The 22,274-nt window shown below is 64.0% G+C and carries 16 protein-coding genes and 1 tRNA gene; 6 read left to right on the forward strand and 11 right to left on the reverse strand.

Annotated features, from left to right (window positions below; all coding sequences use genetic code 11):
* Positions 1-14 precede the first annotated feature (14 nt).
* The 4 genes from AC1RJY_RS00730 (at position 15) to nhaA (ending at position 3,847) form a co-directional block, all read left to right on the forward strand.
* Entirely contained in the window at positions 15-1,610 is a 1,596-nt protein-coding gene (locus AC1RJY_RS00730; protein WP_498600933.1) for an SDR family oxidoreductase, read from the forward strand.
* A 47-nt stretch (positions 1,611-1,657) separates the two neighbouring features.
* Positions 1,658-2,155, forward strand: a complete 498-nt coding sequence (locus AC1RJY_RS00735; protein ID WP_011774081.1) for a DUF2505 domain-containing protein — start codon at positions 1,658-1,660, stop codon at positions 2,153-2,155.
* Position 2,156: 1 nt separating this feature from the next.
* Positions 2,157-2,378, forward strand: a complete 222-nt coding sequence (locus tag AC1RJY_RS00740; protein ID WP_011774080.1) for an SCO4848 family membrane protein — start codon at positions 2,157-2,159, stop codon at positions 2,376-2,378.
* Between the two features lie 149 nt (positions 2,379-2,527).
* A complete protein-coding gene (gene nhaA, locus AC1RJY_RS00745; protein WP_498600935.1) occupies positions 2,528-3,847 on the forward strand; it encodes a Na+/H+ antiporter NhaA in 1,320 nt (439 codons plus the stop codon).
* Between the two features lie 22 nt (positions 3,848-3,869).
* On the opposite strand, the gene sufU is transcribed toward nhaA, so the two are convergent.
* From sufU to AC1RJY_RS00795, 10 genes are all read right to left on the reverse strand, one after another.
* On the reverse strand, positions 3,870-4,322 hold the full coding sequence (sufU, locus tag AC1RJY_RS00750; RefSeq protein WP_011774078.1) for a Fe-S cluster assembly sulfur transfer protein SufU: 453 nt from the start codon (positions 4,320-4,322) through the stop codon (positions 3,870-3,872).
* A gap of 68 nt (positions 4,323-4,390) precedes the next feature.
* Positions 4,391-5,716, reverse strand: a complete 1,326-nt coding sequence (locus AC1RJY_RS00755) for a cysteine desulfurase (RefSeq protein WP_043469941.1) — start codon at positions 5,714-5,716, stop codon at positions 4,391-4,393.
* A gap of 88 nt (positions 5,717-5,804) precedes the next feature.
* The gene (locus AC1RJY_RS00760) at positions 5,805-8,282 is read right to left on the reverse strand and encodes an ATP-binding protein (protein WP_498600937.1); all 2,478 of its coding nucleotides are present in this window, start codon (positions 8,280-8,282) and stop codon (positions 5,805-5,807) included.
* Positions 8,283-8,754: 472 nt separating this feature from the next.
* A complete protein-coding gene (locus tag AC1RJY_RS00765) occupies positions 8,755-11,415 on the reverse strand; it encodes an AAA family ATPase (protein ID WP_498600939.1) in 2,661 nt (886 codons plus the stop codon).
* 41 nt (positions 11,416-11,456) lie between these two features.
* Positions 11,457-14,189, reverse strand: coding sequence for a LuxR C-terminal-related transcriptional regulator (locus AC1RJY_RS00770; RefSeq protein WP_498600941.1), 2,733 nt, complete (start codon positions 14,187-14,189; stop codon positions 11,457-11,459).
* Positions 14,190-14,330: 141 nt separating this feature from the next.
* Positions 14,331-14,915: an aminoacyl-tRNA hydrolase gene (gene pth / locus AC1RJY_RS00775; protein ID WP_011774073.1), complete on the reverse strand. Its 585-nt coding sequence runs from the start codon at positions 14,913-14,915 to the stop codon at positions 14,331-14,333.
* Between the two features lie 120 nt (positions 14,916-15,035).
* The gene (locus AC1RJY_RS00780) at positions 15,036-15,611 is read right to left on the reverse strand and encodes a 50S ribosomal protein L25/general stress protein Ctc (protein ID WP_011774072.1); all 576 of its coding nucleotides are present in this window, start codon (positions 15,609-15,611) and stop codon (positions 15,036-15,038) included.
* A gap of 320 nt (positions 15,612-15,931) precedes the next feature.
* Entirely contained in the window at positions 15,932-16,912 is a 981-nt protein-coding gene (locus AC1RJY_RS00785; RefSeq protein ID WP_011774071.1) for a ribose-phosphate diphosphokinase, read from the reverse strand.
* Positions 16,909-18,402 (reverse strand): bifunctional UDP-N-acetylglucosamine diphosphorylase/glucosamine-1-phosphate N-acetyltransferase GlmU, encoded by a 1,494-nt coding sequence (glmU, locus tag AC1RJY_RS00790; RefSeq protein ID WP_043469936.1) that lies wholly within the window; start codon positions 18,400-18,402, stop codon positions 16,909-16,911. Before glmU ends, AC1RJY_RS00785 begins: the two co-directional genes overlap by 4 nt.
* 123 nt (positions 18,403-18,525) lie before the next feature.
* A tRNA-Gln gene (locus AC1RJY_RS00795) sits at positions 18,526-18,597 on the reverse strand.
* A 288-nt stretch (positions 18,598-18,885) separates the two neighbouring features.
* Here AC1RJY_RS00795 and AC1RJY_RS00800 point away from each other — a divergent pair.
* Both AC1RJY_RS00800 and AC1RJY_RS00805 read left to right on the forward strand, forming a co-directional pair.
* The gene (locus AC1RJY_RS00800; protein WP_014921137.1) at positions 18,886-19,485 is read left to right on the forward strand and encodes a TetR/AcrR family transcriptional regulator; all 600 of its coding nucleotides are present in this window, start codon (positions 18,886-18,888) and stop codon (positions 19,483-19,485) included.
* Positions 19,486-19,780: 295 nt separating this feature from the next.
* Positions 19,781-20,197 (forward strand): VOC family protein, encoded by a 417-nt coding sequence (locus AC1RJY_RS00805; protein WP_043805919.1) that lies wholly within the window; start codon positions 19,781-19,783, stop codon positions 20,195-20,197.
* 238 nt (positions 20,198-20,435) lie between these two features.
* On the opposite strand, the gene AC1RJY_RS00810 is transcribed toward AC1RJY_RS00805, so the two are convergent.
* Positions 20,436-22,256, reverse strand: coding sequence for an ABC-F family ATP-binding cassette domain-containing protein (locus AC1RJY_RS00810; RefSeq protein WP_011774068.1), 1,821 nt, complete (start codon positions 22,254-22,256; stop codon positions 20,436-20,438).
* Positions 22,257-22,274: the final 18 nt, after the last annotated feature.

Here is a 22,274-nt window from a genome sequence, read left to right on the forward strand (position 1 = left end):
GGCAGGCAACACAAATGCCCGGAAATTCAGATGAATGCCGGGTCATTCCAGCCTACCTCTACCCCCAGCCACAGGAGTTCCTTTTGCAGCCTTCGGAAGCTACGCATTCCAATACCCCGCAGGACACCAAGACCGTGCTGGTCACCGGCGCTACCGGTTACATCGGCGGTCGTTTGGTGCCCCGGCTCCTGGAGGCGGGTCACCGGGTCAAGGTCCTGGTGCGCACGCCCCAAAAGATCGCTGATGTTCCCTGGCACGATCAGGTGGAGATTATCCAGGACAGCCTGTCCGAGGCCGAAAGCCTGGCGAAAGCCCTGACCGGCGTCGATGTCCTGTATTACCTGGTCCATTCCATGGCGTCGGGCAGCGGTTTTGAGGCGAAGGAAGAAGCGATGGCCCGGCTCGTGGCTGGCGCGGCCACTGACGCCGGTGTGGACAGGATCGTCTATCTGGGCGGCCTGCACCCGGAGAACACGGAGCTGTCCACCCATATGCGGTCCCGGGAGACAGTGGGCCGGGTGTTCCTTGAATCCGCGGTTGATTCCATTGTGTTCCAGGCGGGTGTGGTGATCGGTTCGGGCTCTGCGTCGTTCGAGATGATCCGCCACTTGGCCGATACTTTGCCCGTGATGCCGGCACCCAGTTGGGTTAATAACCGGATTGAAGCCATTGCCGTCCGTGATGTCCTGCATTACCTGGTGGCGGCCGCGTCCGTTCCGGAGAAGCTGAACCGCTCCTTCGATGTGGGTTCGCGGGATGTCCTGAAGTACAAGGACATGATGAACGAGTACGCCGTGGAACGTGGGCTCCCCCGGCGGCTGGTGATTGCGCTTCCTGTGCCGGCGCCCAAGCTCGCGGGCTTGTGGGTGGCCTTGGTGACGCCCATTCCGTTGTCCATGTCCCTGCCGCTGGTGCAATCGCTGCAGCACGATGCGGTGTCGCGGGAGCACGACGTGGACGATTACTTTCCACAGCCCGACGGCGGCCTGACGCCTTACCGGCGCGCCGTCGCCTTGGCGCTGGGCAAGGAACGGGACGGACAGGTTGAGACGACGTGGGCGAACGCGGGCATTGACGCCGATCCCCTGCCGAGCGACCCCGACTGGGCCGGGTACAAAGTGTTCCTTGACGAACGGACCTTCCACAGCGAGGCCAAGCCTGAACATGTGTGGACCATCATTGAGGGCATCGGCGGCAAGAACGGCTGGTACTCCCTTCCCTTGGCCTGGCGGGTCCGAGGTTGGCTGGACAAACTGCAGGGCGGTGCAGGGCTTTTGAGGGGTCGCCGACACCCCCGGACGCTGAACACCGGCGAGGTAGTGGACTGGTGGCGGGTGGAGGCGATCGACCGCGGGCGTCTGCTGCGTTTGCGAGCCGAGATGCGTGCCCCGGGCGGCGCCTGGCTTGAGTTGGCTGTGGAGCCCGACGGCGCCGGCAGCCTCTACAAGCAACGCGCCATCTTCTTTCCGCGGGGCCTGGCCGGAAGGCTGTACTGGCTTGGCGTGTATCCCTTCCACGGGTTCATCTTTCCCTCAATGGCCCGCAACATTTCGGCCGCGGCCACTACCCTCCAGGAGGCCGGTTCAGGCGTGTCCACCGAGACCCCGTAGGATGTTGGGAGCTAAAAAGCTTCACCACAAACCACCACGGAGGACCCATGGCCCTGAGTGCATCCACCACCCTGCCCCACAGCGTTGACCGCGTAGCTGCCGTCTTCGTCAACGAAGATTTCCTGCGTCACACCAGCGAATACGTGGGCGGCTCCTTGGAATCGTTCACCGTCGACGGCGACACTGCAGGCGCGTTCACCACCACCACGGTTCGCACGCTGCCCACAACCCGTCTGCCGGACATCGCCCGCAAGTTCGTCGGCGAGACCCTGAAAGTCACCCAAACCGAGAAGTGGGAAGCCCCGGCTGCCGACGGTTCACGTGCCAGCACCATTGCCCTCAAGATCTCGGGCGCTCCGCTCGATGTCACCGCGGTCCAGCGCCTGGTCGCCGAGGGCGGCAGCACCCGGATCGAGCTCGAGGGTAACGTGACCTCCTCAGTTCCGTTCCTCGGTGGCAAGATCGCTGACGCTGCCGAGCCGATGGTCGGCAAAGCCTTGGGCATCCAGTCGCAGCAGGCGCAGGCCTGGCTCGAAAGCCACTAGCGTGGAGATCCCCGCCATCCTGGCGGTTGTCCTGATCGTTGCCGGTGTCTGGTCCTTGGTTGTGTGGCCGCAGTTCCTCAAGCGCGTCATGAAGGACCCTCGCGCCCGCGACGCCGCCGGGAAAGCCACCAAGTTTTTCACGGTCCACGTTGTGCTGGTCACCATCTCCATGGTGCTCGGGCTCGCGACGGCGGCCATCGGGATCGCGGGCCTCGTCGCCTAACGCTCGTCCCAACCGGCGGACAGCACATGCTCTATGAGCCCTCATTGGAACATGTGCTGTCCCCCAGTTGGTAAGATGGTTGTTGGTGTGCCGGGAAGTCTGGTCGGCGGAGTCATTATCCATGCCCGCACACCATAGAAGGAGCCTTCGTGGCTGACCGTCCCCGCCTGCCGAACAACTCTTCCCAGACCGGCAAAGTCTTCTCCCGCTCCAGCTATCCCGAGTACCGCAGGATCCTTTCGATCCTCCGCACGGAAACCGTGGGCGGCGCCCTCCTCCTTGCAGCTACCGTGGTCGCGCTCATTTGGGCGAACTCCCCTGCAGGGGACGGCTATTTCGCACTCCGAGACGTCAAGATCGGCTACGAACCCTGGCATCTTGAGCTGAGCCTTGGCCACTGGGCTTCAGATGGCCTGCTGGCGGTGTTCTTCTTCCTCGCTGGGCTTGAACTTAAGCGTGAATTCGTTGCGGGCGAACTCCGAAAACCAGCCCGCGCCGTAGTCCCCGTCGCCGCAGCCGTTGGCGGAGTGGTGGTGCCGGCCCTGATCTACGTTCTCTTCAACCTCGGAACTGCCGGAGAAACGTTCAAAGGCTGGGCCATTCCCACAGCCACGGACATTGCCTTCGCCCTTGCGGTGCTGGCCGTCATCAACACGCACCTGCCCGCCGCGCTCCGGACGTTCCTGCTGACCCTCGCCGTAGTGGACGATCTGATCGCCATCGGAATCATCGCCTTCTTCTACTCCACGGGGCTCCAGCCGCTCATGCTTTTGGCCGCCCTGGTGCCGCTTGCCCTCTTCACGTTCCTTGTGCAGAAGCGGATCCGTAGCTGGTACCTCTTGTTGCCCCTTGCTTTGGCCACGTGGGGCTTCGTCCACGCTTCCGGCATCCACGCCACCGTGGCCGGTGTGTTGTTGGGCTTCGCCGTCCCTGTTCTGGCCAGCGGGAAAAAGGGAGAACCAGCCGAGGGCCTGGCCGAGCACCTCGAACACAAACTACGCCCCTTCTCGGCAGGCTTTGCGGTACCTGTCTTCGCGTTCTTCTCCGCAGGCGTGGCCTTGGGCGGGTTGGACGGCATGGGAGCCGCCCTTAGGGACCCCGTGGCGCTCGGGATTGTTGCAGCATTGGTGGTGGGCAAGGCCGTTGGTGTCTTCGGCACCACGTTCCTGGTCACCAAAACCACCCGCGCAAGCCTGGATTCCAGCATCGCGTGGATCGACCTCTTCGGGCTTGCATTGCTGGCTGGCATCGGCTTCACGGTCTCATTGCTGATCGGCGAATTGAGCTTCGGCGCCGGCTCCGCCCATAACGACCACGCCAAAGTGGCCATCCTCGCAGGTTCCTTGATCTCGGCGCTGCTGGCCGCCGTTGTGCTTAGGGCCCGCAATCGGCGCTACCGCCAAGTGCAGGCAGATGAAGAACGGGACGACGACGGCGACGGGGTACCCGACGTCTTTGCCCGCTCCTGATGCGGGGGTGCTCCGGTAGAAGCTACGCGGTGGCTTGGTTGAGGGCGTCCTCAGCGGCAACCCAGGAGATCATGGCGCATTTCACGCGGGCCGCGTAGCGGGCCACTCCTTCGAACGCGGCGGCGTCGCCCAGAATCTCGGGGTCAGCCTGTACTTTTCCGCGTGAACGGAGAACCTCGCGGAAGTTGTCGATGACAGCGTGCAGTTCCTCCACGGACATGCCTTCACCGAGTTCACTGAGCACCGACGCCGAAGCCATGGAGATGGAGCAGCCGGCACCGTCCCAGCGGATCTGCTGGACAGTTCCGTCGGAGACTGCGAGCCGCAGCGTCACTTCATCCCCGCATACGGGGTTCAGCTGGTGCGATTGACCGGTGGAAGTATCGGCCGGGGCATCCGTTTGTGCCAGCCCGCTGCCGTGCCGCTGCTTGGAGTGGTCCAGGATAATCTGCTGGTACAGCTGGTCAAGACTCATGATGCTTGTTGCCTATCTGGGGAAAATCGTTGGTTGACGGCTGCACGGCCAGGGGCCTGTGCCGCGTGTCAGGCCTGGAAGTAGGCCCTGACACCCGAAACTGCGTCGAGGAAAGCGTCGACGTCGTCCGTGGTGTTGTAAAGGTAGGTACTCGCCCGGGTGGTTGCCGTCAGGCCCAGGCGGCGGTGCAGCGGCTGGGCGCAATGGTGACCGACGCGGACGGCGATGCCGCGGTCATCAAGGAATTGTCCGACGTCGTGCGCGTGCACACCGGCGACGTCGAAGGCTGCCAGGCCGATCCTCTCGGCACCGGATGCCGGGCCCACCACGCGAATGCCGTCGATGCTTTCAAGGCCTTTGACCAGGCGCTGGCCAAGAGCCGTTTCCCAAGCGTGAATACGGTCAATGCCGGTCTCGGTGAGGTAGTTCACGGCGGTTGCGAGCGCCACGGCCTGGGAGATGCGCTGGGTTCCGGCCTCGAACCGCTGCGGTGCCGGCAAGTACTCCGCCCGTTCCATGGTGACCGTGGTGATCATGGAGCCGCCCGTCAGGAATGGTGGCATGACATCCAGGAGATCCTGTTTGCCGTACAGAACGCCAACTCCTGTGGGCGCCAGCATTTTGTGCCCCGAGAATACGGCGAAGTCGACGTCCAAGTCCTTGACGTCTACGGCCATGTGCGGAACGGACTGGCAAGCGTCCAGGACCACCAACGCGCCCACGCGTCGGGCCATGGCTACAAGCTCGGCTACGGGGTTGATGGTGCCCAGCACGTTCGAGGCGTGGGTGAAGGCCAGGAGCTTGGTTCGCTCCCCTACGATGTCGGCGGCTGCATCGAGGCGGAGGGTCCCCTGGTCCGTCACGGGGATGTACTTCAGAGTGGCCCCTGTCCGGAAGGCCAGTTCCTGCCAGGGGATGAGGTTGGCGTGGTGCTCCATCTCAGTGACCACGATCTCGTCGCCCGGACCAATCGCGAGGTCCTTCAGGGCGGAACCGCCACGGCCTTGCGCAGCCCACAGGGCAGCGTTGGACAGCGCGTAGCTGATGAGGTTGAGGCCCTCCGTGGCGTTGGAGGTCCAGACGGTTTCCTCGTACTGCGCACCAATAAAGTCCGCCACGGTCTGACGGGCGTCCTCAAATACTTCGGTGGCTTCCACAGCAAGGTGGTGTGCGCCGCGGTGAACGGCGGCGTTGCGTTGCTCATAGTATTCCTGTTCAGCTTCGATCACGCTGAGCGGGTTCTGCGATGTAGCGCCGGAATCGAGGTAGATCAAGGGTTTGCCGTTGACCAGCTGGTCCAGCACCGGGAAATCATTCCGGATCCGCAACACCTCCGCGTTGTCCATGGCATGCATGGACCGCTGCAGTGACGCGGGAGTTGATACGGCAGTCAAGGGACGCTCCTTGGAAATCCTTCAGGGACTCTTCATTATCCCACGGTGGTCCTTGACGTGCGGTCCCACAGGTGTGCCGTACAGCACGTCAGCTCCCGGCCCTCCCCGGCACCCATCCGAGCGGCGGAACCATTCCGCTGTCGAAGGCGCTCCGGAGCCGCTCGACGAGCACCGAGGCCCGGCGGCTCGCAGCGGCGCGTGTCCTTGCCTCGTAGCCGCTGGCTGCCTGCGAATAGCAAAGGGCTGCATGGGCAAACTGCCGGTCTGCGGACAGGCTCCGCCCCGCCGACTCCAAGGTCTTGGGGTCGTTGTCCCCCAAAGCCGCGGCAAACGTCCCCAGCGCTGCCCCGGCCGGACCGTGAACAGCCGTGGCCAAGGCGCCCAGGCGGCGCTGTATCTCAAGATCGTCGACGGCGGCACTGCTCGCGTTGAGTGTCAGGAGGGACAACGCCTCCGTCTCCATCAAGATGCTGTCCTGGGAGTGGAGCCTTGCCGCCAGTGCCACCAGCTGTTGTGACGTACCCGAAGCCTGGTCTTGCGCGGCGGCGACAAATACAGCAGTGAGCTGCGGCAAGAGGCCGGCGGGAACAGAGCTCACATTGTTCTGCGCGGTTTCCTGCGCGGCCAAGCTCTGCCTGACCCTCAATAACGCCTGACGCGGGTTCCCGCACAGCGCCTCGGAGTAGGCCAGCAGGGCCGCAGCCAGAGCGAGTACCGGCGGCAGGCCGGCGTCGTGCAGTTCCGCAAGGGCGGGCTCCAAAGTGGCGCGGGCAGCGCGCGGGAGGCCTTGGCTGAGCTGGGCGTAACCGCGGGCGACACCCAAGCATGCCGAAAGGTGCGGCGGCATGGTGTAGTCGGCGGGACAGTCCAAAAGCGGGTCTACCAGCCCCCACGCGAGGTTGTACCGGAGGCTCATCACATGCCGTAGCAGCGTCCCCGGCATGAAGATCTCCAAGGCCTGGTCGGCACTGATGGCCTCCATCGCAGCAGAAGACCTTAGCAGCGCTTCCGGCGCGGCCCCGGAGAGCAGCAGGCGCTCGGCTTCGCGCACATTCCATGCGATCAGTGCGGCAGGGTCCGTCGGTTCCCCGGAGCCCCGGTCGGCAGGCGCCGGCCCGGCTGGGTCCGGCCCGGCTGGGTCCGCTTCAAGAGGTACCGCGCCCAGCAGCCCCAGGGCCAATAGCCGGCGTGTGGCGTCCACTTTCACTCCAGAAGACCCGCCCGCGGTTGCCAACTGCCGAAGTTCCGGCGCTGCTTCCCGGAGTTGGCCCTCGGCGATCAGCGCCCGCGCCCTGAGCAGCCTTGCCTCGTCCGCGTGATCCACCCCCGTCACCGCTGAGGCGGCCCTTCGGGCAAGTTCGGCAGTGGAGGGCCTGTCAGCGGCGGGAGCGGCAGCCAGGAGGAGCTCGTCAGAGAGCGTCAGGCCGCAGTCGAGGGTCCACGTCATCCATCGCAGCATGGTGGGCGCAGTCTCCGGGGTCAGCCCAGGTTCTTCCACCCCGAGTCTGAGCGCCACGCTCCGGGACCGCGGTACGGACAGACGGGTTCCCTCTCCTCGCAGCCAGGAACTGGTCCGGAGCAGCGGGGGCAGGCCGGGAAGCATCCTGATGTCGTTGTTCGCGAGAAGGTGCTCCATGGCCTTCTGGCCGAAGTGGCGCTCCACCACGTCAAGCGCCACGGGCTCTGCGAGCGCGATGAGTTCCAGTGCCTGCCGCTCTTCCGGCGAGCGCGCAGCGTTTTCCGCCCGGATGTGTTCAACGATGCCGGGCCAGTGGCAGTGTGCCCTGACATCGATGGTCCAGAAACCATCCACTTGCGCCAGGAAGCCTGCGCGGCGGGCATCGTTCACTGCAAGGCACAGCAAACCTACGTTGAAGCCGCTCATAGCGGCCAGGAGGCTGCTGGCGCGTCGCTGGACATGCCCGCCCAAGATGGACTCGCACAGGGCGTGGGCCTCGCTGAAGGTAAAGGGCGGCAGGAAGTACTGCTCCAGGAAGCCGTCTTCCCAGAGCTGGTAGAGGTCCTGCGGGAGGGGGTGGCGGCTTTCCGCCGTGGCTACCAGGGTTGCGCCGAAGCCGGGGATGAGTTGCAGCAGGACCGCCAGCGAGGCCGGATCAATGTAGTGGATGTCGTCCACCAAGAGGACCAGCTGGGGCCGTGCCGGTTGAGCGTGCCGCCTGTTCCGCCGTCGTCCAACTGGTGGTGTGTACAGGTAGTCCGCTGGCCCCAGCGTACTGGTAAGGGCCCGGAGAACGTGGAGGCCCGGCGCTACCGGCTCATCCGCCTCAGCTCCGGAAAGGGCTCCCAACGCCCCGAACTGAAGGGCTTTGAGTTCCGGCTTTCCGGTGAAGGTGCGGACATCCACGGTGTTGGGAAGGCCGGCTTTGATGGAGAGCAAAAGGTGGCTCTTTCCGGATCCCCGTTCCCCCACCACCACGATGCCACTGGTGGAGGCCGAAGGAACGGCGGAGAGGATGAGTTCGAGCAGCTGCGCCCTGTCCGGGAATGTTGATGGCCTCAGACCTGCTGTGACGGTGTCTTCGTCCAGCCAGGGGTCCGGCAACATGCACACTCCAATAGCAGCAGTCCCATGATGCGGGAGGGGTTTTGGGTTCCGCGATGTGCGGGGTCCCTGGCCTAGAAGCCGGCGGCGGCTGGGGGGAGAGTCTCGGTCTCAGAAGACTCTGTCGCCGCCGGCTTCGTACAGGGCCGGACCACCTTTCGGCGGCCGGAGCATCGGATCAAGAGACCTCCGATGCGGGTGGTGCAACTTTCGGAATCCCGGTGATGCTTGGGGCTGAACCGTTCTTCCAAGATCAATACTGCCGGGACGCAACATGCCGTACATCAGTAGTTGGTACTCGAAAAGTGGGCCGCTTTTGATGCCCCGGTACTCTTTTGTACTCAGTCCCCGGACGGGGCACTACTTGGTTTCAGCACCGACTACCCGCACATTACTCCAATGAATGGGTATATTCCGCGGCATTCCGGGGATAGGTGGGCTGGGCCCTCGTTTAGCAGGTACTCAGGAGCGGGCGTCAGTGACGGACGGCAGCGCCCAGATCTTCACGGCGGCGAATGCCCAGTTTGGCGTAGCTCCGATACAAATGACCTTCCACGGTCCGGACCGACACCATGAGCTTCTCGGCAATCTGGCGGTCGGTCAGTCCGGAGACGGCCAAGGCCACGATGTCCTGCTCACGTCGGGTCAGCGGCACGGATCGGTCCGTCTCGGTGTGCGGATCATGAACCAGGGCGTCACCCAAGCTGGCCTCGCTGACATCGCGCAGAACCGCTGCCTGCCGCGCCTCCGGGCGTTTGCCTTCGGCATCAAACGTCACAGCGGCTTTGTCGAACGCTACCGCGGCCGGTCCGGGCATTCCTGATGCTGCCAGGAGGTTGCCCGCATTCACGAATCCCTGGCCCTCGCCGCCCAACTGTGCCGCTGCGAGCGACTGCCAGCCCCCTGCCCAGCCTCCGGCCATCGATGACGCTGTTTCCTGGATGGACTCCATGGCCTGCACGTCCCCCAGCTCGGCCCTGAGGACCAGGTTCTGCATCAATATGCCTGGCAGCCGATGCAGGTCTTCTGATTCCGGTAGACGACGCAGTGACTGCAGTCCTGTGCCCTTGGTGACGAGTTCCTCGCCAGCAAGCCTGAACAGCTCCGCGAGGGCCTCCACGTAGGCACCACCGGCGGCAGCTTCCCCCCGCTCGCTCGCCAACCGTTGGGCAAGCACTGCGTTGCCGGACTTTGCTGCGGCGTAGAACGCCAAGGCGTTTCCGAGGTTTCTCAGTTGCAGTGGATCTTTGACCCGTAGCGCTTCGACGGCGGGCGTCAGCAGCTCGGCGGCCTTCTCCAGACGGCCTTGGCGCAGCATTGACATGCCTTTGAGCACTTCAATGCCTGCGCCAAAGTAGATGAGTCCCATGGCCGAACCGGCGGCGTGGCGGTCGAGAGCAGACTCAGCAGCTTCCCAATCTCCGGCTTCCAAAGCGGCCAAGGTGTAACGCAGCAGAACGAAGTCGCTGAAGTACAGGAGGTCCTTGTGGTGCTCTTCAAGCACCAGCAAGGCTTCACGGCCGGCTTCCAACGCCTGCACCGCCTGGCCCTCCACGGTCAGGAGCTCACACTGCATTGCAAGCAGGAAAATCCGGTCCATGGCAAGATCGGGCCCCTCCGATCCGAGCGCTTCGGCAAACCGCTCCAGGCCCTTTCGGAGATCTTCGAAGCTGCCCTCGTGGGCCAATGCGCGCAGCCCAATGGCATGGGCATGCCTGCTGATCAGTTGGACAGCGGGGTCGCTGGCAGGCTGACCGTGGATCAAGGCAGTTGCGGCTGTCCGGGCAGCAGCTGCGATGTCGGCGGACGAATCCCCCAGGGCAAATCTGGCAGCCGCCCACAAGAGACCCGCCCCCACTGGCCCCAAAGGATCAGCGTCCAGGAACCCGGAACCCTCCTCCAGCAGCCGCACGGCAGCGCGGTAGTCGCCGTCGTTGTAGTTGACCAAGGCCATGACTGCGCGTGCCCGCGGGCGCAGCGCCTCCGAGCGAACCTTGCCCGCAGCCGCCATTGCCAACGGGTTCTGGAGCAGTTTGGCGGCAAGGAATGCGGCCTGCAGCAGCCGTTCATCATCGACGTCGGCACCACAGTCCAGCGCCCAGCTCACCATCCGGAGCAGTCCCTCCGCCGTGGACGGCTCCGGGGGCAATTGCTGCACCATGCGCTGGCGGATCTGGAGGCTGCGGGCCGGTGAAACGATCTTGCGTAGTGCCTCGCTGTACATGGGGTGCCACATTTTCAGGGGCCCGCCGGGTCCGTTGGCGGAGAGGACAAGCCGGCTGTCCATCAATGCCCGTACGGTGTCCCTGCCTACCTGCGTGTCCAGCACGGCGGCAGGGACGGGCTCGGATAAGGCAATGACATACATCGCCTCCCGTTCAGCTTCGCTGGTCCTGAGAACCCTGTTCCGGACTACCTCGGCCAAGCTTTCCCCGCTGCCGGAGAGTGCACGCGTGAGCAGCCACACTCCGTTCCGGCGGACCAGGTTTCCATCAGCCTTCGAGTCTTCAAGGAGGCAGTGCAGCAGCAGTGGGTTGCCTTCGGACACTGAATGCAGGACTTCGGCGGCGCTGGACATGACCGTTCCGCCGAGGGTCTTTTCCGCAAGCTCGGTGACGGTTTCTTTATCCAGCGGATGCAGCTCCAGCCGCTCTGCGAGTCCGTCGTACCAGAGTTGCAGCAAGGCCGCGGGCAGGCCGGGCCTGGGCCTGCTGGTTGCTACGAGCCGCGCCCATCCGGCAGTGACCAGCTCGGCCAGGATCTGCGTGCTGCCTTCGTCGAGGTTGTGGGCGTCGTCCACGATCAACAGCAGGCGCGCGCCTTCGCCTCCACGCCGCTTCTCGAACTGGGACCAGAACTCGCGGAGGATCGCTACCGGCGATGTTGCTTGCTCCAGCGGAAGGTCCAGCAGATACGGGGCCAGCACGCCGTAGGGAACGGCGGACAATGCGGGGCTGCCATGAACGCGCATCACCACCATTTCCCCGGCCAGCCGGGCGGCGATTTCGGCGGCCAGAGCAGTTTTACCGATGCCGGGATCCGCAACCAGAAGTACGGCCCCGGCGCCTTCCTGCCTCAGAATCTCCGTGGCCAGTTCCAGTTCAGCGTCCCGGCCTACAAGGTGCTCAGCCTGCATGGGCAACCCACGCCAGGTCTACGGAAGTTCCTTGCCTTGCCTCATAGCAGCCCATTGAGCTCGCCCCGAGACGATACGCCGAGCTTGGTGAACACTTGATACAGATGACCTTCTACAGTTCGCACAGACACCCCAATATCCATCGCGATTTCACGGTTGCTGACACCCTTTCCGGCGAGTTTAGCAATTTGGCGTTCCCGTTCGGTCAGTACCGGCGCGTCGCTGCGTGGCTGGATGGGTAACGCAGGGACGGAATGCTCCAGCCGTTCAAGCCTGAGCTGCGCCGTTCGGGCTGCTGTTGTTTCGCCGGCTTCCCTGGCGTAATCAAGTGCCATGGCCACGCACCGGGCTTCAACCACCAGCAAGTCGAGGGATGCTGCGGCATCAGCGGCCGCCAAAAGGGATCGGGAGCTCTTGGTCAGGGCGCCGCGCGCAAGGTCGCCGGAGATCTTGGCCAATGGGCCCTGCCGACGGGCGGCAATGTCTTCCAACAACCGGTATTCCTCGTCCGTTCCCTGCACAGTGGCGCCAAAAAGGTAGATGCCGGCCGTGGTGAAGCGCTGCTGGTCAAGGTGGCTGCGTACCCGGGCCAGAAGCCGCTGTTTCACATCCGGGTCACCCATCCACCGCCCGGCCATCTCCGCACAAAACTCAGCAACGGATTCGGAGAAGCACGTTCCCACTCCCCTGCAGGTTCTGTAGAGGTCCAGGTATCGGCCGGCCTCCACGGAGTTGCCCAGTTGAGCGTAGGCAAAAGCGGTGGCTGCGTAGGCCACCTTGTTCATGTTCATGCTCGGGCGGAGCTCCAGTTGGGCCACGGCCGAACGCAAGGGTTCGATTGCGCTGGCGGGCTTGCCCGCATAGGCGAACGCGAGCCCCACGCCGAGTTCGGTGAGCGCACCCCGGTACTGAAGGCGTGACGACCCGGAGGGGGTTCGGCGCATGAGTTCGATGCACTTCCGCCACTGCCCGGACAACAGGAGGACCAAGTATGCATGCCTGGCAAAGGATTCCTCCAACTGCGAAGAGCGGTCCGTGTCCCCCAAGTGCCGCGAAACGGTCCGCGCGAGTTGTTGCGCCTCCAACTCCCTGCCCAACATGCAGCGGGCCTCAATGAGGAAGAAGGAGGACTTAAGCCAGTGTTCGCGGTCATCCGACGGGGCCTTGGCATGCTCCTCTTCCAAGGCGTCAATCATTTCCGCGTACTCGCCCATATAGGTTTTGTACTCGTAGCCGCAAAGCCGGAGCCGGTTTCGCGCCCGGGCCATGGCGTGTGCGGGATGGTCCGCGGCTTTGGCCTCGAGCGTCTCCAGACCGGCGGCGATCACTCCCGGCACCATTCCGGAACGACCGTCAATCCACGTCATTGCCTGGCATTTTGCTGCGATGACCTCAGCGAACTCCAACGGCTCCAGAGCCTCGATGTGAGACTCGGACACCTCGTCCAATGCCTGGGCCGCGTGCAACGGCAGGTCCAGCATGAGGTAGGCCGCAGCTTTCAGGCGCTGCCCTGGCACCCATTCGCTGTCCTTCGGGTCCAATGAAAGGGTGCACTGAATAGCGAAGTTGGGGTCGTAGTCATCCAACGCGGCCCGCCCTGCCGCAAGTGCATGCGCCGGCGACGGCGCGGGCTCGTCCTCACAGGCATGCATCCACGCCGCATAGCTCAAGAGGTCCTGCGGTGCCAAGGCTTGAAGTTCCGGCTCTTTGGGACCATGGAGCATCAACCGCAGCTCGCGCATGCGGCGGGTGCTCAGCCACCCACGGACTACTTCCCCTACGTACGGGTCCCGGAGCGAGACCCAGTGGTCGCCACCTTTTTCAATGGTCAGCAGTGCCGACTCTTCCATCTCCACCAGAACTTCGGTACCGAAGATGGCTGCAAGATCCAACAGTGTTGCGCGCTGCGCGCAGGCAAGGATTTCGACGACGGTCCTGTTGGCCTGCGCTTCGCGCGCCAGTCTGGAGCGGACAAAGTCCTCCACTACCGTGGCGCCCTCCAGTTTGATCCGGTCACGGAGTGTCCAGACGGAGTCGTTGAGGACCAAGTTGCCCGTGTGCCGCTGCTCTTCAAGAAGCGCGTGCAGGAGCATGGGGTTTCCACCTACGGCGGAGTGCAGTGAACCCACCAATGTTGAAGAAACATAATGGCCAAGGACCGAGCCCAGGACTTGCTTGGTTTGTTCCTCAGTGAGGGTATTCAGATGCACCTCGCCCAGCGCACCTTCAAGGACCAGCCGATGGAAATCCGCCGGGAGGTCGCTGGCGCGTTGGACGGTGGCGATGACCTTCGCGGTGCCGGTAGCCATGAGGTTCAGCAGCACGCCTGTGCTCATGGGGTCCATACCCCCGGCGTTGTCCACGATGAAGACAGTGTCCCGGCCAGCGGCTTCCGACCTGATCAGGTTGGTGACCGCGTGCAGGATACCGGTGGGCGAACCCACGGCACCGGACGGCAAGCGGGCCAGAAGGAAACCAAGGCAACCGTAAGGGGTTTGACCGCTGGCTACGGTATTACGCAATTGAAGGCTATGGACTTTGGGGCCGAGGGATGACACCACCGCCCTTGCCAGGCCTGACTTGCCGATTCCTCGCTCCCCGGTGAGGACCACTCCGTAGGAATCGGGAGATTCGAGATGTTTACCCGCCTTGGACAAATCGTGGCTCCGGGCCAACAGAGACCATGTTTGACGGTCCGTTGGGCCGCCCACAAGATCGGGAGCCGCAGCCCTTGCTACGCCTCCCCCGCTCCTGTTTAGCAACTCCGCCGACATCTGCATCCTTAGCTACACATCCGCGACAGTCCCCCACCGCTTACTTGCGTAACTTGCACACTACCGTCGGGCGCCCACTGTGTGTAGGCCTTAAGGTCCTTGGGACCGTCAGGCTTTGATCAGGCTTTCCTCAAGATTTGCTCAAGCTTTGGCAGGGTGATGTTTCTGTTGCGCGGCGAGCAGGCCCTGGTCCATGAGCAACTCCACGGCGTCGGCCGCTTCGTCCAGGAGGAACGGCAGTTCCTTCTTCTCCGCAGTGGCGAAGTCCCGGAGGACATAGTCGGCTGTCTCCATCCGGCCTGGCGGCCGACCCACCCCTACGCGGACGCGCAGGTAATCCTTGGTGGCAAGTGCTTTGGAGATGTCCCGCAGGCCGTTATGCCCGCCCTCACCGCCACCCATTTTTAGCTTGACTGTGTTAAAAGGAATGTCGATCTCATCGTGGACAGCTATGACATGGTCCGGCGCTATATCGAAGAAGTTGCACAGCCCGGCCACCGGTCCACCGGAGACATTCATGTACGTCATGGGTTTGGCCAGCACCACGCGGGGACCCCCGATGCCGAGCCGGCCCTCCACCACCTGGGCGCGCGCCTTGTGGACCTTGAACTTCCCGCCCATGCGGGAAGCCAGCTCATCCAGCACCATCTGGCCAACATTGTGCCGATTGTTGCTGTACTCACTGCCGGGGTTGCCGAGGCCGACAATCAGCCAAGTGTCAGTCATGGTCTCATCCTAGGGAGCGTTCGGTTAATCAGCAGGGATTGTTGGGGGCAAAGAAGAAAGTGGCCGGGACCCCAAGGGTGCCCGGCCACTCAACGGCATAAGCCTCAAGCAGTCAGAAGACTACTCGGCTGCAGCTTCGGTGCTCTCTTCTTCTTCTGCACCAGCGGCTTCAGCGATGCGGACCACCAGGGTGTCGCCTTCGGTGAGCAGGGTGGAACCCTTCGGCAGGACCAGGTCCGAAGCGTGGATGCTCTCGCCGGCCTTGAGGCCATCGATGGTGACCTCAACGGCGGTGGGAACGTGGGTTGCCTCGGCTTCGAGGGAAACCGTGGTGGCTTCGAGGCTGGCGACAGCACCCGGAGCAACTTCACCGGAAACGTGGATGGCGATGTCGACGGTAACCTTCTCGCCGGCCTTCACGGTCTGGAGGTCAACGTGCTCGATGATCTGCTTTACCGGATCGCGCTGGATGTCCTTGACGAGCGTCAGGTGCTGCTCGCCGTCGACGTCGATTGCGAGGAGGGCGTTGGAAACGCGCACTGCCAGCGTGGTGGCGCGGCCCGGCAGGTTGATGTGGATCGGCTCTGCGCCGTGACCGTAGATGACAGCCGGGATCTGGCCGGCCATGCGTGCACGGCGGGCGAAACCCTTGCCGAATTCGGTGCGCAGTTCTGCGGTGAGCTTCTGCTCAGACATATGTACTCCTTGATTACTGTGGCACCCGGAAAGTCCGGGCTGGTCTATCAGCAAGGGCGGAGGTCTGGAGACCTTCTACGCCCGGCCGAGATCGGCCGCCGAGCAGCCGTTCCGCCTGTGTTGAAGGAGATGCAGACCCAGTCGATAACGGAGACCCGCAACCCTGGTTCACAAAATGCGAACCGGATGTGCTCTCCCTCGCCAAGGTATCCCCAAGAGTTTAGCAGCGGTGTGCGCTCTTTCTGAAAACGGGCAATGAAAACGGGCCACCCGCGCACCCGAAGGTGGCGAATGGCCCGCTCAAACTCAGCAGCCCGGCGTTATGCTTTGCCGTCGAACAGGCTGGTGACCGAACCGTCGTCGAACACTTCGCGAATCGCGCGCGCAATCAACGGTGCGATCGACAACACCGTCAGCGACGGGAAACGCTTCTCTGCCGGGATGGGCAGCGTGTTGGTGACCACAACTTCGCGGGCACCGGAATCAGCGAGGCGCTGTGCGGCGGGATCGGAGAAGACCGCGTGCGTGCAAGCAATAATGACATCCTTGGCGCCGGCGTTTTTCAGGACCTGGACGGCACCGGAGATGGTTCCACCGGTGTCGATCATGTCGTCGATGAGGACGCAGGTGCGTCCTTCAACCTGACCAACCACGGTCTTGGAGACGGCCTGGTTGGGGACGGTGAGATCGCGGCTCTTGTGAACGAACGCGAGCGGGGCGCCGCCCAGGCGCTCAGCCCACTGCTCGGCAACGCGGACGCGGCCGGTGTCGGGCGAAACAACGGTGATGTTGTCGGCTTCCACCTTGGTGCGGATGTAGTCGGCCAGCAACGGGATGGCCATCAGGTGGTCCACGGGACCGTCGAAGAAGCCCTGGATCTGCGAGGTGTGCAGGTCAACAGACATGATGCGGTCTGCGCCGGCAGTCTTGTACAGGTCGGCAACCAAGCGGGCGGAGATGGGCTCGCGGCCGCGGCCCTTCTTGTCCTGGCGGGAGTACGGGTAGAACGGCGAGACAACCGTGATCCTCTTGGCGGAGGCGCGCTTGAGGGAATCGATCATGATCAACTGCTCCATGAGCCAGTTGTTCAGCGGAGCCGGGTGGGCCTGGATGACGAAGGCATCGGTGCCTCGCACGCTCTCGGCCGAACGAACGTAGATTTCCCCGTTTGCGAAGTCGTAGGCGTCGATGGGCAGGAGCTCAGTCTCCAGCTCCTTGGCGATTTCCTGCGCCAGCTCCGGATGCGCCCTTCCGGCGGCGAGAATCAGTTTCTTCTCGCCGTGTGCGGTAATTTCGCTCATGCCTGTTTGCCTTCTTCTATGGTTGCCGGGAATTGTGAAGATGTGGATGCCAGTTCTTGCGCGGCTTCGGCCAGCTTCGCGGAGGCGGTGCCCGGCCGGTTGGCGGCTACCCAGCCCTCGGCGTTCCGCTGTGCGGCCAGGCTGAGGGCCAGGGCTCCCGCGGGAACATCCTTGCGAATGACCGCCCCGGCGCCGCTGTACGCGCCGTCGCCAACTGTTACGGGTGCTACGAAGACTGTGTTCGAACCCGTGCGGACGCCCGAGCCGATCACCGTACGGTGCTTCTTCTCGCCGTCATAATTGGCGGTGATGTTGCCGCAACCGATGTTGGTGTCTTCGCCGATCTCAGCGTCACCGGCGTAGCCCAGGTGGGAAAGCTTGGAGCCGCGGCCGATTGTCACGTTCTTGGTTTCATAGAACGCGCCGATCTTGCCGGTCTCGCCCAGGACCGTGCCCGGGCGGAGGTAAGTGAACGGTCCAACGCTTGCCTTGGCACCGATCGTGGAACCGGAGCCGTGCGTACGGATCACCTTGGCGCCCTCGCCAACGTTGACGTCGGTCAGGGTTGTATCAGGACCCACGACGGCGTCCCGCGCCACCGTGGTTGAACCGTGCAGTTGGGTGTTGGGCAACAAGCGGACGTCTTCGTCCAGTGTGACGGTGGAATCGATCCAGGTGGTGGCGGGATCCACCACGGTTACGCCTGCACGCATCCAGGACTCGATGATGCGGCGGTTGTGTTCGGCAGCAAGGGCGGACAGCTGGATGCGGTCGTTGGCACCCTCAACCTGCCAACGGTCTTCAGTGACGACGGCGGCAACACGGCCGCCTGCGTCGCGCGCCAAGCCGAGGACATCGGTCAGGTACATCTCACCCTGAGCGTTGTCCGTGGTGACCTTCTCCAGGGCGGTCCGCAGCACGGCGGCGTCGAAAGCGTAGATGCCGGAGTTGACCTCGCGGATGGTGCGCTCGGCTTCGCTGGCATCCTTGTGCTCGCGAATGCCGGTGACTGTCCCGTTTTCGGCGCGCAGGATCCGGCCGTAACCGGTTGCGTCGTCCAGGACTGCTGTGAGGACCGTGACGGCGTTGCCCTCGGCCTCGTGCGTTGCCACAAGCTCTCCGAGCAATTCACCGGTCAGGAGGGGAACGTCGCCGTAAGTGACCACCACGGTGCCGGTCAGCTCCGCTTCGGCGTCGAGCGCCTTGAGGGCAACTTCCACTGCCCGGCCGGTGCCTGGAACGTCGTCCTGGTCAACAATGAGGGCTTCCGGATCCGAGGCCGTGACGTGCTCAGCCACGCGGTCCCGCTCGTGGCGGACAACCAGGGCCAGCTTCAGGGGATTAATGGCACGCGCGGCGAGAAGAGCGTGGCCCACCATGGAGCGGCCGCCTATTTCGTGAAGGATCTTGGGAGTCCGCGACTTCATGCGCGTTCCGGCACCTGCGGCCAAAACGATCACCGCTGCGGGACCGATGGTTTCGGGGCTCACGTACTGGCTCTCCTTGCTCGGTATGTCCCGGGTAACCCGGCTTCGGATTGCTGCCATCCAACAATGGACCCAGGCACCGTGAGAGCCGCTACAGGTACAGAGAAGGAGCGCATTTTCCGACCGTTCCGCCCATAGGATTCGAACCTATACTCCACGGCTCCAAAGGCCGGGGTGCTGCCATTACACCAGAGCGGACCGTGCATGATTCATCCCCCGGATCTTGCGGCCCGGAGGGTTTCCCGGATCACCGGGATGCACACACAAGAATCTAGTTTGCCATGACCCATGCGTGCTTCGCGACTTGACCGCCCTGCGCCCGCTCCACGACCCACTGTTCCGCCCCCGGAGGACCCGCCCAGCACCCCTTCCAGAAGGCATTTAGGGCATGATGGTCACGTGAGCAACCGCACTGAACTCCCCCGGCCGGCAGCCGCATCCGAGCCCGCAGAACACGCCGCCAGCGGTCCGGCAGCGCGTGTACGGATGACCGGGCAGCAGCGCAAATCACAGCTCATCGGCATCGGACGCGCCCTCTTTGCGGCACGTGGACTGGATGGCACCACCATCGAGGAAATCGCCGCCTCCGCCGGAGTCTCCAAGCCCGTAATCTACGAACACTTCGGCTCCAAGGAAGGCCTGTACCGCCAGGTGGTGGAGACCGAATTCCGGATCCTCCTGGATTCCATCACCGAGGCCCTCAGCACCGAAGCCAAGCCCCGGGTACTGGTTGAACGCGCTGCCCTGGCACTCCTTGGCTACATCGAAGACCGCACCGACGGCTTCCGCATCCTCATGCGTGACGCCCCGCCCTCACAGCCCGAGGGCGCCTTCTCCACACTGCTCTCCCACGTCACCGCCCGGGTGGAACATCTTCTCTCCGACGAATTCGCGCGCCGTGGATTCAGCGCGGCAGACGGAGCGATGTATGCGCAGATGCTCGTCGGTATGGTGGCGATGACGGGCCAGTGGTGGCTCGACAGCCGCACACCGGACAAGCGGGCCGTTGCCGCGCACTTGGTGAACCTGGCTTGGAACGGCCTCACCGGGCTGCAAAAAGAGCCCGAGCTCCGCAGCGAGGACTAGGTCTATTCCCGCGTTGGGGCCGCCATCCGCGTTGGGGCTGCCATCCGCGTTGGGCTGCCATCCGCGTTGGGGCTGCCATCCGCGTTGGGGCTGCCATCCTCTGCGTGCTGCTCCTTCGTCGCTTTGACGCACGCTGCCGGATGCCTGCCACAACCCTCTCTCACATCCCCCGCCCTTGAGCCCCACCCTCTCTCACATCCCCCGCCCTTGAGCCCCACCCTCTCTCACATCCCCCGCCCTTGAGCCCCACCCTCTCTCACATCCCCCTGCCCCGGTGCTTTTGTAAGCTTTGCTCATGACAGCGCCCCAGCTATACATCAGCTTTCCCGGCACAGCACGAGATGCTCTTGGCTTTTACGCCGAGGTCTTCGGAGGCGAACTTTCCCTGCATTCGTACCAGGACTTTGGACGCACCGACGGGCCGCCGGACGCGGTCGCCCATGGAGTCCTCAGCGGAGTCGTCTCCCTAAGCGGATCTGACGCAGCGGCTGGCGAGGAGTCCGTCAAGATCGAAGGGGCCATGCTCTCTCTGCTGGGAGCAGCCGAACCGGCAGTCCTCCACCAGTGGTTCGACAAGCTCGCCATGGGCGGCCGGATTCTGGACCCGCTGGAGCCGAAGCCCTGGGGTGCATCAGACGGCCAAGTCGTCGATCGTCACGGATTACGCTGGCTCATAGGCTACGAGCCGGCGTCGTCAACCGACGGGATGTGAGAGAGGATCCACCCCAAACCCGAGGGATGTGAGAGAGGATCCACCCCAAACCCGAGGGATGTGAGAGAGGGTTGGTAATCGTCAGTGGCGTTTCGCGTAGGAGCGCATCGCGGCGCATCGGGAAACGCAGGTCGCCCCGCGACCGCAGGTGCCCCTATGCGCCGGGTCTAAGCGACGCCGAAACGGCGCTGACCACCGCTAAGCGACGGCGAAGCGGCACTGTCGGGCCGCAGCACCCCTATTCGCCGAGGACTTCGGCGGCCTCCAGCCATTCCAGCTCCAGGCCCTCTTTCTCCTCGAGCAACTCCTGCAGCTTGGCGTTGAGCTCCCCCAAGGCATCGAAGTCGCCGGATTCGGATTTGGCGGCCATCTGGGTGTGGAGCTTTTCTTCCTGCTGGGAGATCTTGCCCAGTTGGCGGTCGATCCTGTTAAGGTCCTTGCGGGCTTCGCGCTTTTCGGCTTCGCTGGCACCGGATGGAGCGGCGGAGCCGGTGGCGGCGGTCGGAGCGCCGGAGCCGCCCCCAACGGCGCCCGAGGCCAGTGCAGCTTCGCGCAGTTCGAGGTACTGGTCCACGCCGCCGGGCAGGCCGCGGAGTTTGCCGTCTCCCAGGAGAGCCATCTGGTTGTCGGTGACGCGTTCCAGGAGGTAGCGGTCGTGGCTGACGACCACCAGCGTTCCGGGCCAGCCGTCCAGGACGTCTTCGACGGCGGCAAGGGTGTCGGTGTCGAGGTCGTTGGTGGGTTCGTCGAGCATGAGGACGTTGGGCTCCCCCACAAGCAGGCGCAGGAGCTGGAGTCGCCGCCGCTCACCGCCGGAGAGGTCGCTGACGGGGGTCCACTGCTTTTCTTTGGTGAAACCGAGTTGTTCCACGAGCTGGCCCGCGGTGAATTCCTTGCCGCCCACGCTGAAGGACCGCTTTTCCCGTTCGATGACCTCGATGACGCGCAGGTCCGATACTTCGTCCAGCTCTTTGACGTCTTGGGTGAGCACGGCGGTGACCACGGTCTTGCCCCGCTTGACCTTGCCGGAGCTCGGCTGGATTTCACCGTTCAGCAGCTTGAGGAGCGTGGACTTCCCGGCTCCGTTGACGCCCACCAGGCCAAGTCTTTCGCCCGGCGCCAGTCGCAGGGTGATGTTGTCGAACAGCTTCTGCCCGGTTTCGCCGCCCTCGAAGTCCAGCGTCACGTTTTCGAGGTCCAGAACGTCCTTGCCCAGGCGCGCGGTGGCCATTTTGCTGAGGGCCACGGAGTCGCGGGGATCGGGTACGTCGGCAATGAGGTCGTTGGCAGCTTCGATCCGGAACTTGGGCTTGGCAGTTCGGGCCGGCGCACCACGCCGAAGCCACGCTAGTTCCTTTTTGACGAGCTGCTGACGTTTACCTTCGACGACGGCGGCCATGCGGTCGCGCTCGGCGCGCGCCAAAACGTACGCGGCGTACCCGCCGTCGAACATGTCCACCATGGCGTCGTGGACTTCCCAGGTGTAGTTGCAGACTTCGTCGAGGAACCAGCGGTCGTGGGTGACCACCAGGAACGCGCCCTGGTTGGCGCGCCAGCGTGTCTTGAGGTGCCGGGCCAGCCAGGCGACGCCTTCGACGTCGAGGTGGTTGGTGGGTTCGTCCAGCATGATGACGTCGTGGTCTTCGATGAGGAGCTTGGCAAGTGCTACGCGGCGTTTCTGTCCACCGGACAGCGCGTGGACGTTGGCGTGCCAGTCGACGTCGCCTACCAGTCCGCCCATGACTTCGCGGATCTTGGCGTTGGCCGCCCATTCGTGGTCCGCGCGGTCGCCGACGATCGCAGCGCCTACTGTCAGGTCGCCGTCGAGCACGTCGCCCTGGTCCAGGTAGCCGACGTTGACGTCCCCGCGCTTGGTGACGCGACCGGAATCCGGCGTCGAGCGCAAGGCGAGCAGACGCATGAGCGTCGATTTACCATCCCCGTTGCGCCCCACCATGCCGATGCGGTCGCCATCTTCCAAGCCGAGGGTGACGCCGTCGAGGACAGTGCGGGTCGCGAACGAAACGGTGAGGTTTTCGCCGCCAAGCAGGTGGGCCAATGGGTACTACTTTCTACT

It is taken from the genome of Arthrobacter sp. GW822-FHT05G07 (assembly GCF_058799755.1).